The organism is Methylotenera sp. (assembly GCF_029945535.1).
Taxonomy (GTDB): Bacteria; Pseudomonadota; Gammaproteobacteria; order Burkholderiales; family Methylophilaceae; genus Methylotenera.
In genome coordinates this window covers 41758-59720 of sequence record NZ_JAQSCU010000010.1, presented here as the reverse complement: position 1 = coordinate 59720, position 17963 = coordinate 41758, and the positions used below count along the sequence as shown (strand labels likewise).

Sequence of the window (17963 nt, the reverse complement as noted above, 5' to 3'; positions counted from 1 at the left end):
GCCGCTGTTCTACTAAAATACAGTTCATTAGTGCAACTCTCCGTAAATTTTTTCTGCCAAGCTTTGGCTGATGCCTTCAACTTGGGCGATTTCATCAATACTAGCACCCTTTACACCATCTAATCCACCAAAGCGCGTGAGTAGCGCCTTGCGGCGTTTTGCGCCTATGCCTTCAATATCTTCCAAACTAGAATGAAGTCGAGCCTTGGCACGTTTAGCTCGGTGCCCTGTAATGGCGAATCTATGAGCCTCGTCACGTATCTGTTGCAGCAAATGTAAGCCTTTATTGTCTTTTTCCAAGTTTAGCATTTCACCTGTATCAGAAAAGATCATGGTTTCCAGCCCCGGTCTGCGCTCTTCACCTTTAGCAATGCCGACAAGTAAAATATCTTCTAAACCAACCTCTGCCATCACTTCAACCGCAACGCCTAATTGTCCCTTACCACCGTCAATAAAGATTAAGTCGGGACGCACGCCCTCGCCTGCCGCTACTTTTTTATAACGACGAGTCAGCACATCCCGCATGGCGGCATAATCATCGCCTGGCGTTATGCCTGTGACGTTGTATCGTCGATACTCGCTATTTTGCATATCTCCGCGATCAAACACTACGCAGCTACCTACAGTCGCTTCACCCATAGTGTGGCTAATATCAAAACATTCGATACGCTCGGTATTATCTGGCAAATGTAGAGCTTCGCGCAAAGCCAACAGCTTAGCGGCTTGATTGGCTGAAGTTGCGGCACGCTGCCCTAGAGCCAGTTCAGCATTAGTTTGCGCCATTTTCAGCCAAACGCGTTTATCGCCAATCGGATTGGTGTTGATTTTCACCTTACGCCCAGCTTGTTCACTCAGCACTTCTTCAAGTACAGTGGTTTCAATTTTAACGCCGACCACAATCAGCGGCGGTGTATTTTGCGCGACATAATGCTGTGCAAGGAACGCCTCCATACTGATTTCCAGTGTTTCACCTTCTGAATTCTTAGGCATGAAACTTCTATCGCCCAAATGCCGCCCGCCACGAATCATGACCAAGTTAATACAATGTTGACCTTGCAGCTCAGCACAAGCAATTACATCTGCGTCTGAAACATTGAAATCACTCACAAACTGTTTGGCTTGAACCTGTCGTAGCGCTTGCATGCGATCACGAAATACGACCGCCATCTCATATTCCTGGTTGGCTGCGGCAGTGTTCATCCGCGCGCCGAGCGCATCAATCACTTCATTAGTCTTGCCCTGCAAAAACATCGCAGCTTGATGCACGTCATTATCGTAATTTTCATCCGAAATCAAACCCACGCATGGCGCTGTACAACGCTCAATTTGATGCTGCAAACAAGGTCGACTACGGTTAGCAAACACTGTGTTTTCACAGGTGCGTAGCTTAAATACTTTTTGCAATAATTGAATGCTCTCGCGCACCGCAACGGAGTTGGGGAAAGGCCCGAAGTATTGGTTACCTTTACGCTGCGCGCCCCGATGAAATGCTAAGCGCGGGGAATCATCCCCCGTAATGACAATGTAAGGATAAGACTTATCATCGCGAAATAGCACGTTGTAACGCGGCATTAAGCCTTTAATCAGATTATTTTCCAGCAACAAAGCCTCAGCTTCATTGTGAGTGACCGTCGTTTCTATTTTAACAATATGACTCACCATCATGCGCGTGCGCGGGCTAGGCAAATTTTTATTGAAATACGAGGAAACGCGCTTTTTCAGGTCTTTGGCTTTGCCCACGTAAATCACTTCATCCGTGGTGTTTATCATGCGATAAACACCTGGTAGATTAGGCAGATTTTTTAATATGGGTTTAGGGTCGAACATGGGCTTATTGAGCTCTGACTGCATCTTCCGCTTTAGCTTCAGCGATACGCAACAAACGCGCCTCTTCGGCTTTCTTGGTATCTTCAATCTCGCGCATGACGCTTTTTAAATCAACAGCTTTGGTGCTTTGTCTGAAACGGCCGGTGAGTGGAGTTTCCAGCGTTAAATCGCCATGCGCATACAGTGCCCAAATCTCTTTGCCATATTGCGTAGTGAGTAACTCTGGCGCAAATCGGCCAAAGTAATCACTTAAATTTCTAACGTCGCGCTCTAGCATTTCACTTGCGTTATTGTTACCTGCTGCATCTACCGCCTGCGGCAAATCAATAATCACAGGGCCATCGGCACTCATTAAAATATTAAATTCGGACAAGTCACCATGCACGATGCCGGCACAAAGCATACGCACCACTTCTTTAATTAAAGTAGCGTGGTGAATACGTGCGTCTTCTGCACTAAAAGTGACATCGTTTAAACGTGGCGCGGCATTACCATTGGCATCCGTCACCAACTCCATTAACAGCACGCCTTCATAGAAATTATACGGTTCTGGTACACGTACGCCTGCATTGGCAAGGCGATACAAAGCATCCACCTCGGCGCTTTGCCAAGCGGCCTCTTGTGACTCACGTCCGAATTTTGAACCTTTAGCCATGGCGCGACTTTGGCGACTATTTTTAACTTTACGGCCTTCGGTGTAATCTACGCTCTGGCGAAAGCTACGTTTATTTGCCTCTTTATATACCTTAGCGCAACGGACATCATCGCCACAACGCACTACATATACAGTCGCTTCTTTACCGCTCATGAGTTGGCGGACAACATCATCAATCAAGCCATCTTCTAAAAGCGGCTCTAGTCTTTGGGGAGTTTTCATAAAAACATTTTAACACCATGCTGTCGTTCTGAGCGTAGCCCATCAGGATTGGTTACGTCCAGAGCAAACACAGCACGAGCACCCGCTCCCGTGCTCAGAACGACGGGAAATTTCAGAGTAACGGAGAATTAAAGCTTAAGGCCCAATAAACACGCTTACTCATCCAGCAACTTCCCGCCTATCGCCCAATCTTCATAAGCAACTTCTTCAAACGTAATGTAGGTATAGGATTTTGGTTTATGCGCAACTCGCTCTAACGTTTCGGTAAATTCTTTGGCGATTTGTGCTTTTTGTTCTTTAGTGACAGAGCCTGCTAGTTTGATATTCACGTATGGCATTTTGAACCTCCTATAGTTTAAGTAATTAAAAATGACACGAACTGCTTGGCATAAAAAATATATTAAAAGATGCTACAAATTAGCGGCTTTTAAATGTGAACCAAATATCTTTGGCTAACTTTAAGGTGACGACCAAAATCAATGCCGAAATAAACAGCGTTAAAATAGGGTCTGCCGCAAGCCAACCAGTAAAGTATATGACGGCACCCGCTACCAAGGCTGCAACCGAGCCGAGCACATCTCCCAGCACATGCAGAAAGGCAGCGCGATGGTTAAGATTGTCTTTGCTACCATGCTCTTCACCATGATGATGCAACATTTTAGCTACTAATAAATTCACCAATAAGCCAACAAATGCAATCAGCATCACGTAGCCACCCGTCACGTTATGTGGATTTTTTAACCGATCGATCGCCTCAAACACTAAATAAACTATAACAACTAACATCAGCACACAATTCACAATACTAGCGTAAAGCTCATTATGCGTTAATCCGCTGACGTGCTTAGTGCTAGTAGACTTGCTGGCATGATGAGACGCATACCAAGCCATTCCAAGCGCCAACACATCAGAGATCATATGCCCAGCGTCGCCAAGTAATGCGAGCGATTGTGTAAAAATCCCACCAAAAAGCTCAATAATGGCAAATATTAGAATTAAGAAGAAGGGGACTGCAAATGCATTGCCATGCTGATGATCATCAGCATGATTGTGATGTGCAGCTTGATGAGTATTATCATGTTCATCTGAGTGATGATGGTCTTCGTGCTGAGGGTGATTGCTCATAAGATTTTCTAGAAATTGCATGTTAAATAATTTATTGAATCATACAGAAAACAGGCGTTTGTCGCCTATAATTTCGCCATGTTAATTGCCCTTATGACCAAATGTTAAGTTACCGCCACGCCTTTCACGCAGGCAACCATGCCGATGTGCTTAAACACTATGTACTTGGCTTAGTGTTAGACTATATGAATCAAAAGGATAAACCTTATTGGTATATCGACACCCATGCTGGCGCCGGCATGTACAGCTTAACCGAGGGCTACGCCACGCAAAATGCAGAGTTTGAGCAAGGTATTGCTAAGCTGATGTCTGCGGGCAACTTACCTAAGCCGCTTACTGATTTTGTGGCGCAGATTAAACGCTTTAATACTAACGCACTTGACTTCTACCCAGGCTCACCTATGGTCGCGCAGGACTTTTTACGCGCTGATGACAAAATGCGGCTATTTGAGCTGCATCCTAGCGACTGCAAGTTACTCATAGAGAACTTTAGAGGCCAAGGTAAGCAGGTCAAGATTGAGATGCAAAATGGCTTTTCTGGCATCAAAGCTTGCTTGCCTCCTCCTTCACGTCGCGCTGCGGTGCTGATTGACCCGCCTTATGAAGACAAGCAAGATTATCAACATGTAGTCAACATAATTAAAGATAGTCTGACGCGGTTTTCGACTGGCACTTACATGGTGTGGTACCCCATTTTGCAGCGACCTGAGCCTGCGGAGATGATTGATGATTTAATCAATTTAGATTTACCAAACTGGCTAAACGTAGAAATGACCATACATGAGCCCGCAGCGGAAGGCTTTGGCATGCATGGCAGTGGCTTGTTTATTGTGAATCCACCTTGGACATTACCAAAAATATTAGATGAAACGATGCCAGTTTTAACACAGCTACTGGCTTTAGATGGAACCGCGAGTTACGCTATAGATAGCCAAATAGTCTAAATAAAACTGTCGCTTCAACCTGTTACAATAAGACAGCAATCCGAACTCAAAATTAAAGGCTTTAACACATGCAAGAACACAACACCCCTTCATCTATCGAATATAAGCAAAAAAGTGTGATGACTAACATTTTATTTGGTAGCCGCTGGCTGCAACTACCACTTTATTTAGGCTTAATTGTTGCACAAGCCGTATATGTCTATTTTTTTGGCCTTGAGTTAATCCATTTAGTGGGTAAAGCTTCTCACCTTGTAGAAGCTGACATCATGTTGATTGTATTAGGTTTAATTGATGTTGTGATGATTTCCAACCTGCTGATTATGGTGATTGTGGGCGGCTACGAGACATTTGTTTCACGCTTGAATTTAGAAGGTCATCCTGATGAACCAGATTGGTTATCTCACGTAAATGCTAATTTACTAAAAGTTAAACTAGCCACGGCCATCATTGGTATTTCATCGATTCATCTATTAAAAACATTTATCAATGCAGAAAATCTGAGTGATAAAGTATTAATTGCACAAACTGTGATTCATATGACGTTTGTGTTCTCAGCTATTGCCATTGCCTACATTGATAAGTTAATGCGTGTAGAAAGTAAACATTAATGAATTCTGTTTAATAAACTTGTATGTACGGCGTTAAAGTTGATGGCTCATTTTTAACGCTGAAGTTTTGCACGGCTACTGTTTTATTGTTTTCAGTTTCTACGCTCACTTTCCAGTCACCTGCCTGCAAATCTGTTTTGTAGGTGTATCCACGAAAGCCATTGTATCGCCCGCCTGATAAAGTAAAGCCAGCGCGCGATACAATCTGCCAGCCTTTTTTCTTATCATGAAATTGCCATACATGGAACAAGTGCGTCTTTAAGCCACTTGGGGCGAATACCGATGAAAAGCAATAAAGACGTTGCCCTCGTTCGACATGCATATCACTACTAGCTTTACGCCAAAACACCCACCAGCTGGATGGTTGCTGGCTTAATTGGTAATTGCCATCGACTTTATTAATCGCATACCCTACCGCAATATCGCGTTTCACTAGCGGCACTGGCGGAATCACATCAAAAGCATAAGCGAGCATTAACAAAGCCGCTATCACCCCAACTGGCCAGATGCTACCGTCATGATTAGGTGTTTTCTTGTAAAGCAAGTAAGCGGCACCCGCGCCAAGCAATGTACTCAAATAAAACCATACGGCATGAATGCTACCCATTAAATAAGGCAAAGCAAAATTGAACAGCAACATGGCGCAAAAGCCAAACAGTGCCCAGCTAAGCGTGAGTTGTTTATATTTATCTTCTAGATATTCATTGGCTACCAGCAAAATGCCTAAAGTAATAGACATTGCCCAAGCCAACCAATGATTTGAGCTTTTGAAGTACAGAATGAATAAAGAACTTAATAGGTTGCCGAACAAAAATTGTAATAAAAAATAAGGTAAGTTCTCCCAGTACAAACGCTTATGAATTTTTGCAGCCCATGGAGATAGTTTTGAGGCGTCGGCTAAGATGAATCTCGGACTACCGATGATAAATAAAATGACGGCTGCAATACCCAAGTAAACAAAAAAAGTAATTAAATCTGAATAAGCAACATTACGACCTATGGTGAGCGCATCCCACAAAAACCCACCAAAAAAGAAAATGACCGGGAAGAAATCACCTAGCTTTAAAACATGGTGATACAGGCGTGTTTGTTTGATTTTAGCAATGATCATCTTGTAAGCGTTTTAAAAAACTAGGGTTAAAGATTTGGATTTAGGTACTAAGAAATAAGACTACAGAGTATGTAGCCAATGACGATGCCAGTAATAAGTGCAATGGTCACTGCACGATAAGTCAAAACGTCTTTAGAATAACCGCGTTTAATGGCGACATATGAAACCAGATAGCCTACGGCATTCAATAGCCAAATTACACCAATCGACAACACTTTGACTATGAGAGGGCCAATAATAGGAATAAGGGCTATCATGGCGACGACCCACGCGAACACATGAGAAATAGTCGCAAATATCACCACACCAGTAGTGACTGCTTTCGCGTGCCAGCTGAAATGCCATGCTGCAAACACGACAATAGCAAGCACAATCGACAACGGCAGCATCCACTTCCATGCGCCACGCTTTGCTGGCAGTGTAATTTCTTCTGGATCAAATATGTGATGGTTATCGGGTTTTTGCTCTGAATTCATAGAGTGATGATATCAGGAAAACTGAATATTAAATGCCTGCACGAGATAGATCGAGGCATACCTGTATATCAAAATCATAAAAAAACCTCATTCCCGCTTCGGCGGCAATGAGGTTAAATAGAGAGTTGCGCTCTACTTGCAGCTGGCTAACTAAACCACTTCTGCGATTGGAATCACTTTTTTACCTGAACTTAAGGTATCCAAAGCCGCTTTATACTCAGTCATTTGGTCGAAATTTAGATATTTGTAAATTTCCGCAGTGTTGGCCAATTTATTACCCACAGTTTCCAAATATTCAGCATGTGATGGCATACGACCGAGCTTAGCGCACACTGCCGCCAACTCAGCTGAGCCCAAATAAACACGCGCATCTTTACCCATGCGGTTATCAAAGTTACGTGTGCTGGTTGAGAACACCGTCGCTTTATCCGCCACGCGTGCCTGATTACCCATACATAATGAACAACCTGGAATCTCCGTACGCGCACCCGCTACGCCGAAGGTTGAATACACACCTTCATCGCGCAACTGCGCTTCATCCATGCGTGTTGGTGGAGCAATCCATAAACGTGTTGGAATGCTGCCTGAGCCTTCTAACACTTTAGCCGCAGCGCGGTAATGACCAATATTAGTCATACAACTACCGATAAACACTTCATCAATCTTATCGCCAACCACTGCTGATAACGGTTTAATGTCATCTGGATCGTTCGGGCAAGCCACTAGCGGCTCTTTGATTTCGTTTAAATCGATTTCAATCACGTGTGCGTACTCGGCATCTGCATCTGGTGTTAGCAACTCAGGTTTAGCTAACCATGCTTGCATATTTTCAATACGGCGTTGCAAAGTGCGTGCATCTTCGTAACCATTTTCAATCATGTTTTGCATCAATACGATATTTGAATTTAAGAACTCAATCACTGGCTCTTTGTTCAATAAGACCGTACAGCCATTTGCTGAACGCTCAGCTGAAGCATCGGCAAACTCAAAAGCTTGCTCTACTTTTAAATCTGGCAAACCTTCAATTTCTAAAATACGTCCGTTAAATACGTTCTTTTTACCTGTTTTACCAACGGTTAAATTACCTTCTTGAATGGCGGCATATGGAATCGCATTCACCAAGTCACGCAAAGTAATACCAGGCTGCATTGTGCCCTTAAAGCGCACTAATACTGACTCTGGCATATCTAAAGGCATCGCACCTGTCGCGGCAGCAAACGCCACCAAACCAGAACCTGCTGGGAATGAAATACCAATCGGGAAGCGTGTATGTGAGTCACCGCCTGTGCCTACGGTATCTGGCAAGATTAAGCGGTTTAACCATGAGTGAATCACACCATCACCTGGGCGCAATGAAACACCGCCACGGCTAGACATAAATTCTGGCAAGCTATGTTGCAATTTAATATCCACTGGTTTTGGGTAGGCTGCTGTGTGGCAGAAGCTTTGCATGACCAAGTCAGAGCTAAAACCTAAACAAGCCAATTCTTTCAACTCATCGCGCGTCATACCCCCCGTAGTATCTTGTGAACCGACCGTTGTGGCTTTTGGCTCGCAATAAGTATTGGGACGTACGCCAACGCCTTCTGGCAAACCGCATGCACGACCTACCATTTTTTGTGCAAGCGTATAACCTTTTGTTGAGCTGACAGCTGGCGCAGCTTTAATGAATACGGTAGTTTCTGGCAAACCTAACGCTTTGCGCGCATTTGAAGTTAAACCACGACCGATAATCAATGGAATACGGCCACCAGCGCGCACTTCATCTGGCATGGTCACTGGGTTTAATTCAAAAGTAGAAAGCACATCGCCCGCTTCATTAAGCACTTTGCCTTCATATGGCTTGATCACAATCACATCGCCCATATTCAACTTGGACACATCACATTGAATCGGCAATGCGCCGGAGTCTTCCGCTGTGTTAAAGAAAATAGGTGCAATTTTAGCACCTAGAATCACGCCACCCGTGCGTTTGTTTGGGATGTTAGGAATATCATTACCCATAAACCACTGCACTGAGTTAATCGCAGATTTACGTGAAGAGCCGGTACCCACTACATCGCCCACATAAGCCAACGGCAAACCTTTTTGTTTCAAGGTATCAATCAGTTTCAAACCATCAGGCATTTTATTAATCAGCATGGCTTTAGCATGCAATGGAATATCTGGGCGGCTCCATGCATCTTGCGCAGGGCTTAAATCGTCGGTATTAGTTTCACCATCCACTTTGAATACGACCATTTTGATTTCTTTAGCCAATACTGGCGCGTTAGTAAACCACTCGGCATTCGCCCAGCTTTCTATCAGCTTTTTAGCGTGAGCATTACCAGCTTTCATTAATACATCTACATCATGGAATGCATCGAACATCAAAATCGTGCTACTTAAAGCTTTTACTGCATGCGCAGCCATCGGCGTCTCGAGTAAAGCAACTAAAGCCTGTACGTTGTAGCCGCCAAGCATAGTGCCTAATAACTCCACCGCTTTTTCTGGTGAAATTATTGGTGATTTAGCGATGCCTTTGGCAATATCTGCAAGAAAAGCGGCTTTCACATAAGCAGCTTGATCCACGCCCGCGGGTGTGCGATTGGCAATTAAATCAAGTAATGTCTCAGCTTCACCTGCAGGTGGGGCTTTAAGTAGCTCAACAACTTGCGCAACTTGCTCAGCTGACAATGGTAATGGCGGAAGTTGAATAGCGCTGCGCTCTGCAACATGGGCTTGATAGGCTTTTAACATAGTGGCTCTTTTAATAAATAGTGACTGTTTAAAAATGCTGTTTTAAAACGATAGTTATATCAATAGGGTTAAATTATAAACCAGCCTAAATCATCAAAAATTTCACATTTGTAAAACTTCAAAATTAAGCCAGTTAGTTTAGTTAATAGCGTTCGTTTGATTAAATAATTTGTCATCTGGGGGCAGCGTGCAACTTTTACCTTGGCTACGCAATTGCCACCTATCTAGAATCTCTTTTTCATATTCAGATCCATTTTTCAGTGCTAAAAATGCACGGACCTCAGTGACGTCAGCAAAACCGTTTTTATCAGTATCCATGGCTGCAATATTATCTTCTACAGTTGGGCCAGAATAGCCGTCATCGCTGTCGACTAAATAAATCAGTACATCATCTGCGCTTGCGATGGATATATTCATAGCCAAACCAAGCAAAAAAGCACTTCGTAACAAAAGTTTTAGCATTTTATCTGCTCTCTCAAATATCTATCATCAATTCTGACAGATATTAACGCAAATAGTGCAGCTTAACTGTGACCCAAGGCACATACGTTTCAAGCACAGAAGCTACGGCACAGAGTGAATTTCTATCGTCTTATGCTGCGCAATTTTTTCTTTCCACTCGGCTGGGCCAGTAGTGTGTACTGAATTACCTTTGCTATCTACCGCTACCGTCACAGGCATATCCTGCACTGTGAACTCATAAATCGCTTCCATATCTAAATCTGCAAACGCCAGCACTTCAGCCTTTTTAATGGCTTTACTCACCAAATAAGCCGCACCGCCTACCGCAGTTAAGTACACAGACTTATGCTTTGCGATAGAAGCGATAGTTTCATCGCCACGTTCAGCTTTGCCGACCATGCCTAGTAGGCCAACGTCGCTTAACATCATTTCAGTAAAACTATCCATACGCGTTGCAGTAGTTGGTCCAGCGGGTCCTACCGCTTCATCACGTACAGCATCAACAGGGCCTACGTAATAAATGAAACGATTTTTAAAATCTACAGGCAGTTTTTCACCTTTAGCCAACATCGTTGCAATCCGCTTATGCGCTGCATCTCGGCCTGTAAGCAATTTCCCATTCAACAATAATGTCTGTCCTGGTTTCCAAGTTTGAATATCTGTTTGAGTAATAGTATCTAAATTCACTCTTAGCGAAGCTTCACTTGGTACCCAGTGTACGTCAGGCCAATCACTCAAGTTAGGCGCTTCTAATTCAGCTACGCCACTACCATTTAACTCAAAATGTACATGACGTGTGGCGGCACAGTTAGGGATAATTGCCACGGGTAACGAAGCGGCGTGAGTTGGGTAGTCTAAAATCTTCACATCCAACACCGTTGCCAAGCCACCTAGACCTTGTGCGCCTATTCCTAAATTATTCACCTTTTCAAAAATTTCTAAACGTAACTCTTCTATCCTATTGAGCTTTTCTTTATTCTCGCCTTTGGCCTTCAATTCGTGCATATCAATCGGCGCCATCAAAGACTCTTTCGCCAACAGCATCGCTTTTTCTGCACTACCGCCTATTCCAATGCCCAGCATACCCGGTGGGCACCAGCCCGCACCCATTTGGGGCACGACCTCTAAAATCCAATCGACTATGCTGTCATTCGGGTTCAGCATGGCGAGCTTGGCTTTATTCTCAGAACCACCACCTTTTGCAGCAATTTGCACATCTACCTTATCACCCGCCACCAATGAAACATGCACCACAGCTGGCGTGTTATCTTTAGTATTGGCGCGCTTTCCAGCGGGGTCGCTCACTATAGAAGCACGTAATTTATTCTCTCGTAGCAAGTAAGCGCGATGCACGCCTTCATTCACCATTTGCTCAATATCCAACTCCGCATCCCACTGCACATTCATGCCTACTTTAACGAAAGCAACAACAATGCCAGTATCTTGGCATATTGGTCGCTTGCCTTCTGCACACATACGCGAGTTGGTTAAAATCTGCGCAATCGCATCTTTAGCGGCGGGAGATTGCTCCGCCTCATAAGCGCGACCCAATGCCTGAATATAATCTAATGGGTGGTAGTAAGATATATATTGCAGCGCATCGGCAATGCTTTGAATAAAATCCTCTTGGCGTATCGTTGTCATGTTGATCTACTATCTCTATCTGGCTGATTTTGCATATGCAATTTTGTTGTTAATGTCTTTGCGCAAAATCTTACCATTTTTTGTACGCGGAAAATCTTTGGTTAAGTAAACCGTTTTTGGTGCTTTATAAGCGGCTAAATGCTGCTTACCAAAAGCCATTAGCTCATCCGCAGTGACTGCTGAGTTTGGTTGCAGAATCACATAAGTCACCACTAGTAACTTGTCTTTTTCAAGCTCTTCACCCACCGCTGCGCAATCTGCCACGGCTGGATGAGATTTATATACACGCTCGATTTCATAAGGTGATACGCGATAACCAAAGCTTTTAATGATGTCATCTTTACGGCCTAAGAACCAGATATAACCATCTTCATCATATCGAGCATAGTCACCTGAAAAGAACCAGCCATCGTGCTTGTATTTTGCAGTTTCTTCATCTAGATTCCAATAGCGTAAGAACAAACCTGGGTCTGTTTCAGGCACGCTAATCATGCCCTCTTCGCCTTGTGCAACTTCTTCTAAATTTTCAGGGTTCAGCAGTTTAATCGCATGGCCAGGTTGTGGAAAGCCCGCTGAGCCCGCTCGTATCGGACGGAATATACTTTGACTTAAGTAATATGAAAACTCACTCATGCCAACCGCTTCATAAATATCCGCACCAAAACGCTCACGCCATTGTTGCAGCACTTCATCCGACAAATGCTCACCCGCACTCATGCAGTGGCGCAAGCTTGGTACATCGGCTTGCTTAGCTGTAGATTTCTGAATAATTTGGCGATAAATGGTTGGCACACCAACAAAAATCGTGGCGGAATGTTTAGCAATCAAGCGCGTCCATAAATCAGCGTCATTTTTACCTTCATGCACGATGACGGTTTTGCCCAAATAGAGCGGATCCATCAAGCCGGAACCTAAAACATAAGTCCAATTAAACTTGCCTGAATGCATGATGCGGTCTTGCGAGTTTGCATCAAAATTGAACCAGTATTTAGAAGCTGGTTCACGACCTATCAAGGCACGATGCGCATGCAGCACGCCTTTTGGGTAACCTGTTGTACCTGATGTGTACACCAAATAAGCAGGGTCATCCGCTGCGGTTAAACGTGCTGGTTCGCACGCTTTAATCGCAGCAAGCTGCGTATCTAAATCAACCACATTGAGTGCTGGGTGGTCTGCAACCTCACCAACGCCTGACAAAAATACATGCTTTAAATTAGGCAAACCTGAGAGATGGCCTTGCAGTGAAGGCCATGCAGCTTTGTCTGTCACCAATACTGCCGCGCCGGAATCTTTTGCCAAATAAGCGACTTCTTCAGCGGTGAGCAGCGTTGAAGTTGGTACTGAAATCGCACCACGTTTCATTGCACCTAAAAAGGCTGTTGGGTAGTCCAAGCTGTTCGGCAAGCGAATCAACACACGCTCACCTGCATCAACATGCAAGTTTCTAAGCAACTGCGCAAACTGATCGGTACGCTTAGCTAATTGCTCAAAAGTGATTTGTGAAGTGCCTTGTGCATCATCTTCTACAATCATCGCAATCATAGAAGCCGTTGCTGTATTCAAATGCTTATCAGTACATGCCGCACCAATATTAAAGTGTTTTGGAACACTCCATTTCCACTCAGGAAACTGTTCTAGTTTTTGCATTATTTCGACTCTCTTAAAATTCGATACTTATGATTAATCTAGCGCAATAAAGCTCATGTTTATAGTAGAACGCCATACGGCCAGTTTTGGCGTATCACCTGTGCTGGCAACAACTCCAGCACTTGTAAGGCGAAATCCATATCGTCTTGGTTTAGCGCGCGTAAAGCGTGTGCTCTCAATAAAGTTTGTAGTGCTTTACCAAACATAGGTGGATCTAACATTTCACCTTCAAACTTAATCGCGCCGCCGTGCAAGGCATCTGCTTCAATTGCCGCTTTCAAGATACGTACCTTTTGGTTCACTTCAGTGGGTGATGGTGTATAAGCGGTTTTACATAAATGAATATGGCCTGGGTGTATCACTTGTTTACCCGTTAAGCCCATCGCAGCCTCTTGGCAAGCATGTTTATAGACAACGCGTGACTCATAATCGCCATGCAAATCCAACCAGCGGCGAACATCATGCGGCTCGACAAATTTTTCAGGCATGATATTAGAACCGATCAAGGTTTCAACGCCGCCAATCACGCCTTTACCCGCAATACGTGCTTCAAACATCAGTTGGTTCATATAGAACTGCAACTCTTCAATCCAGTGTTCTGGCGTGATGTGTATGCCCATCGCTTTTGAAAAGTCATGAATACCAAACACGACGTGCTTTACCGTGCTGTACTGCATCAGTTCCGGAGCAATTTTCAATGACTTCGGATGCTCGATAATCGGCTGTATCGTAATATTTGGATTCAGCTCGAGTAACAAGCTAGATAAATCACGCACTTCAGCCGCGCCATAAGCCTCCCCAGCCTTGGCAAGCATCACAACGTCGATGCAATCAGACATATCGCTAACAAGCTGCATATCCAGCTCGTATTCATCGGTACGGAATGAGTTTGATCGAATGGCAATAGTGACGCTCGGGTTGACTTTACGAAGCTCAGGCAGCTCTTGACGCAATAGATCACGACTCATCTCTTTTTGACGACAGCCATCTTCCAAGTCAAAAATCAAAGTATGCGCATTGGTATGATGTGCATGTTTTTTCATACGCGCCGCAGCTTGCGTGACATCTTCGTAAATGCCCTGCGCTGGCGAATACTTCACAGGCGGATAGTAAAGTTGTATTCCAGGCCAATTCTCGCCAAGCATATTGCTATTTGTATAACACTTTATTTTTCCAGGACTATTCATGCTAAGTCTTCCAATAATTTTAATTATTCTTCGCTAATTTTCTTAATGACCGCTTAATTTGGTCAGCACTGTTTTCAGTGCGTCTGCATCTAACTGCTTGTCGTTTAATACTTTCACTTCTGCAAACTTTATTCTTGAGGTCACTACATCTAAAAACTCGTTATCTGGCAAATCTAATAAGCTATCAAACGCTAACAACTCTGGTTTCGTGAGTGTTGCAAGGTGCTTCTCAGAAAAACGCTGCAATACAATATCTAGCTCTAGCAAGCCTCGGCGACAACGCCAACTAAGGCGACGTACCTCTTCATCTGTCATACCGTTAGCGTCAGTCATTTAGCCTAAATCGCCTTAATGTCGATTTTCTTTTTACCTGCGGCTTTATGCTCACGCGCCTGCTCAAATTTAAGGTCTTTGATTTTTGCGATCGCCGCATTGGGGTTCAGTTTCTTAGGGCAAACTTCCACGCAGTTCATAATGTTATGGCAACGGTACAAACGCTCTGGCTGCTCTAGGTTTTCTAAACGCTCATCCAATGCCTGATCACGGCTATCCACCATAAAGCGATAGGCTTGCATCAAACCTGCAGGACCAACGAATTTATCTGGGTTCCACCAAAAAGACGGACAAGAAGTCGTACATGCACCGCATAAAATACACTCATATAAACCATCAAGCTTGGCGCGGTCTTCTGGCGACTGTAAACGCTCAGTTTCAGGTGGCGGATCGTTATTCACCAAATAGGGTTTAACTGAATTGTAGTTCTCAAAGAACTGCGTCATATCGACGACTAAGTCACGAATCACAGGCAAACCCGGCATTGGGCGCAATACCACGGGCTCTTCTAAATCTGACAACTTAGTAATACAAGCCAAGCCATTCTTACCATTGATATTCATGCTGTCGGAACCACACACACCTTCACGGCATGATTTGCGCAAGCTCAAACTATCGTCCAAATCTTTGATGCGCAACAAAGCATCCAGCAGCATTTGGTCGCTATCTTCCAGCACTACATCGTAATCTTGCATGTAAGGCTTTTTGTCTACGTCTGGGTTAAATCTATAAATTGAGAATTTCATGTTGTCGTCTCTAATTTCTAATGAATTCTGTGATGAGTTTAATAAACACGCGCTTTAGGTACAAAGCTTTCTACGGTTTGCGGTTTTAGGCGCACAGGCTTGTATGCCAAACGATTGCCTTCGCGGTAGTAGAGTGAATGTGTGAGCCAGTTTTTGTCATCACGCTCACTAAAGTCTTCTCGCGCATGGGCGCCACGGCTTTCTGTTCTGGCTTCTGCAGCATGCATGGTCGCTAAAGCAACTTCTACCAAGTTATCTAGTTCCAGGGCCTCAACTCTTGCGGTGTTAAATACTTGGCTTTTGTCTTTAATCACAGTGTTTTTAGCGCGTTCGGCTATTTGGTCGATTTTTCCCACACCTTCTTGCAACAAATCAGGGAAGCGGAATACGCCACAATGCGTTTGCATGGTTTCACGCAATGCAGTACCTACATCTTTTACGCTTTCAGCTTGTGTTTGCCCAGAATTAGACACGTCTAAGCGGTTTAATCTGGCTAAAGTCTTATCGAATGCATCAGCCGGTAATGGTTTATGAGTATTATCTTTTCTCACCTCTTCAACCATTTTGTCACCTGCCGCGCGGCCAAACACAACCAAATCTAGCAATGAGTTCGAACCTAAGCGGTTTGCGCCATGCACTGAAACGCAAGCGCATTCGCCCACGGCATATAAGCCATTCACTACAGATTGACCGCCATTACCATCTGGCACGACAACCTGACCTTGTAGATTGGTTGGGATACCTCCCATCATATAGTGCGCCGTTGGCACGATAGGAATTGGGTCGTAAACAGGGTCAACATTGGCAAAGGTTTTGGCGATTTCACGGATGCCTGGCAATTTGTCATTGATTAACGCTTCGCCTAAATGGTCTAGCTTTAGGAATACCGCGTCTTTATTTTTACCTACACCACGGCCTTCTTTAATTTCAGTCGCTGTTGCGCGCGAAACCACGTCGCGGCTTGCTAAGTCTTTTGCATGTGGCGCATAACGTTCCATAAAACGCTCGCCTTCACTATTTACTAGGTAGCCACCTTCGCCACGAACACCTTCTGTAATCAGTACACCTGCGTTCAGAACGCCTGTTGGGTGGAATTGCCAGAACTCCATATCTTGAAGCGGAATATTGGCGCGTGCTGCCATACCTAAGCCGTCACCAGTATTAATGAACGCGTTAGTACTGGCTTTAAATATACGACCTGCGCCGCCAGTTGCCAGCATAGTGGCTTTGGCGCGTATGCAATGTACTTCGCCAGTTTCAATTTCTAAAGCCAATACACCTAAAACGTCGCCATCAGCATCTTTTAATAGATCCAATGCTAACCATTCCACAAAAAACTGCGTATTGGATTGAATATTGCGCTGATATAGCGTGTGCAACATGGCGTGACCAGTTCTATCTGCTACTGCGCAAGTACGCGAGATCGCGCTTTCACCAAAGTTTTGCGTCATGCCACCAAACGGACGCTGGAATATTTTGCCATTTTCTAAGCGGTCAAACGGCATACCAAAATGCTCAAGCTCGTAAATCGCCGCAGCCGCGTTTTTACACATGAACTCAATCGCATCTTGGTCGCCCAAATAGTCTGACCCTTTGATGGTGTCGTACATATGCCATAACCATTTGTCATCCGCCACGTTACCCAGCGCGGCAGCAATGCCACCCTGCGCCGCTACAGTATGCGAACGGGTTGGAAACACTTTAGATAGCACAGCCACTTTTAAGCCTGATTGCGCTAATTGCAGCGAAGCGCGCAAACCTGCACCACCACCACCTACTACTAACGCATCAAATGTTTGAGTTTGTAACGCCATAACCAATTAACCTTCAGTAAATTTTAAATATGCAATTCTTTAAATTAATAACGCTTAGACTAAGCTAGTTGTTACTAAGCTAGCAGTAACCAGGTTGCCCAAATCAAATAAATCCACAACGACACCACTAAAAGTTTATCTAACACGTCGCGCACACTTGGGTTTGGTACGTAATCTTTAAATACATCACGAATGCCTAACCATGCATGAATACACAAACTAATCCAAAACAATAAAGTAGCGATACGCCACCAAAGCGGCTGAAAGAAATCAATCCAAGCTACATAATTACTCGGCTGTACGATTAAAAATCTTGTAACTGCAAAAACGCTGTAAACCGCCATCACTAGCGCGCTAAGTCTTTGTGTCAACCAAGCACGCATGCCTGGATATCGTTTAGTTAAAAGTTCAATTAGCATAAAG

General features: G+C 44.2%; 17 protein-coding genes. 2 read left to right on the top strand and 15 right to left on the bottom strand.

Translation table 11 applies throughout. The features are described 5' to 3' along the window. Positions 1-27 precede the first annotated feature (27 nt). From uvrC to PSU72_RS03370, 4 genes are all read right to left on the bottom strand, one after another. The gene (gene uvrC, locus PSU72_RS03385; protein ID WP_300431595.1) at positions 28-1827 is read right to left on the bottom strand and encodes an excinuclease ABC subunit UvrC; all 1800 of its coding nucleotides are present in this window, start codon (positions 1825-1827) and stop codon (positions 28-30) included. 4 nt (positions 1828-1831) lie between these two features. Further along, complete coding sequence (locus PSU72_RS03380; protein ID WP_300430669.1) at positions 1832-2704, bottom strand: PA4780 family RIO1-like protein kinase; 873 nt, start codon at positions 2702-2704, stop codon at positions 1832-1834. Positions 2705-2859: 155 nt separating this feature from the next. Continuing rightward, positions 2860-3042 carry a 4-oxalocrotonate tautomerase family protein gene (locus PSU72_RS03375; protein ID WP_013147409.1) on the bottom strand — a complete coding sequence of 61 codons (183 nt, stop codon included), beginning with the start codon at positions 3040-3042 and terminating at the stop codon, positions 2860-2862. A 79-nt stretch (positions 3043-3121) separates the two neighbouring features. After that, positions 3122-3829: a cation diffusion facilitator family transporter gene (locus tag PSU72_RS03370; RefSeq protein WP_300430666.1), complete on the bottom strand. Its 708-nt coding sequence runs from the start codon at positions 3827-3829 to the stop codon at positions 3122-3124. Between the two features lie 101 nt (positions 3830-3930). On the opposite strand from PSU72_RS03370, the gene PSU72_RS03365 reads away from it, so the two are divergent. Together PSU72_RS03365 and PSU72_RS03360 are read left to right on the top strand one after the other, a co-directional pair. Next, entirely contained in the window at positions 3931-4773 is an 843-nt protein-coding gene (locus PSU72_RS03365) for a 23S rRNA (adenine(2030)-N(6))-methyltransferase RlmJ (protein WP_300430664.1), read from the top strand. A 68-nt stretch (positions 4774-4841) separates the two neighbouring features. Continuing rightward, on the top strand, positions 4842-5381 hold the full coding sequence (locus PSU72_RS03360; RefSeq protein ID WP_300430662.1) for a TIGR00645 family protein: 540 nt from the start codon (positions 4842-4844) through the stop codon (positions 5379-5381). A gap of 10 nt (positions 5382-5391) precedes the next feature. Here PSU72_RS03360 and PSU72_RS03355 read toward each other — a convergent pair whose 3' ends face one another. The 11 genes from PSU72_RS03355 to sdhD form a co-directional block, all read right to left on the bottom strand. Beyond that, positions 5392-6492, bottom strand: a complete 1101-nt coding sequence (locus PSU72_RS03355; RefSeq protein WP_300430660.1) for a DUF2914 domain-containing protein — start codon at positions 6490-6492, stop codon at positions 5392-5394. A 47-nt stretch (positions 6493-6539) separates the two neighbouring features. After that, positions 6540-6968 (bottom strand): hypothetical protein, encoded by a 429-nt coding sequence (locus tag PSU72_RS03350; RefSeq protein ID WP_300430658.1) that lies wholly within the window; start codon positions 6966-6968, stop codon positions 6540-6542. Positions 6969-7118: 150 nt separating this feature from the next. Further along, a complete protein-coding gene (acnB, locus tag PSU72_RS03345) occupies positions 7119-9707 on the bottom strand; it encodes a bifunctional aconitate hydratase 2/2-methylisocitrate dehydratase (RefSeq protein ID WP_300430656.1) in 2589 nt (862 codons plus the stop codon). A 138-nt stretch (positions 9708-9845) separates the two neighbouring features. Continuing rightward, positions 9846-10124 (bottom strand): hypothetical protein, encoded by a 279-nt coding sequence (locus tag PSU72_RS03340; protein ID WP_300430655.1) that lies wholly within the window; start codon positions 10122-10124, stop codon positions 9846-9848. Between the two features lie 147 nt (positions 10125-10271). Then, entirely contained in the window at positions 10272-11813 is a 1542-nt protein-coding gene (locus PSU72_RS03335) for a fumarate hydratase (protein ID WP_300430653.1), read from the bottom strand. A 15-nt stretch (positions 11814-11828) separates the two neighbouring features. Next, positions 11829-13460: an acyl-CoA synthetase gene (locus PSU72_RS03330; protein WP_300430651.1), complete on the bottom strand. Its 1632-nt coding sequence runs from the start codon at positions 13458-13460 to the stop codon at positions 11829-11831. 59 nt (positions 13461-13519) lie between these two features. Further along, positions 13520-14647, bottom strand: a complete 1128-nt coding sequence (locus tag PSU72_RS03325) for an aldolase/citrate lyase family protein (RefSeq protein ID WP_013147399.1) — start codon at positions 14645-14647, stop codon at positions 13520-13522. Between the two features lie 42 nt (positions 14648-14689). Then, the gene (locus PSU72_RS03320) at positions 14690-14980 is read right to left on the bottom strand and encodes a succinate dehydrogenase assembly factor 2 (RefSeq protein ID WP_300430648.1); all 291 of its coding nucleotides are present in this window, start codon (positions 14978-14980) and stop codon (positions 14690-14692) included. A gap of 5 nt (positions 14981-14985) precedes the next feature. Next, positions 14986-15726: a succinate dehydrogenase iron-sulfur subunit gene (locus tag PSU72_RS03315; RefSeq protein ID WP_300430646.1), complete on the bottom strand. Its 741-nt coding sequence runs from the start codon at positions 15724-15726 to the stop codon at positions 14986-14988. Between the two features lie 38 nt (positions 15727-15764). After that, positions 15765-17540: a succinate dehydrogenase flavoprotein subunit gene (gene sdhA / locus PSU72_RS03310; protein ID WP_300430644.1), complete on the bottom strand. Its 1776-nt coding sequence runs from the start codon at positions 17538-17540 to the stop codon at positions 15765-15767. Between the two features lie 74 nt (positions 17541-17614). Further along, complete coding sequence (sdhD, locus tag PSU72_RS03305) at positions 17615-17959, bottom strand: succinate dehydrogenase, hydrophobic membrane anchor protein (RefSeq protein WP_300430642.1); 345 nt, start codon at positions 17957-17959, stop codon at positions 17615-17617. Positions 17960-17963: the final 4 nt, after the last annotated feature.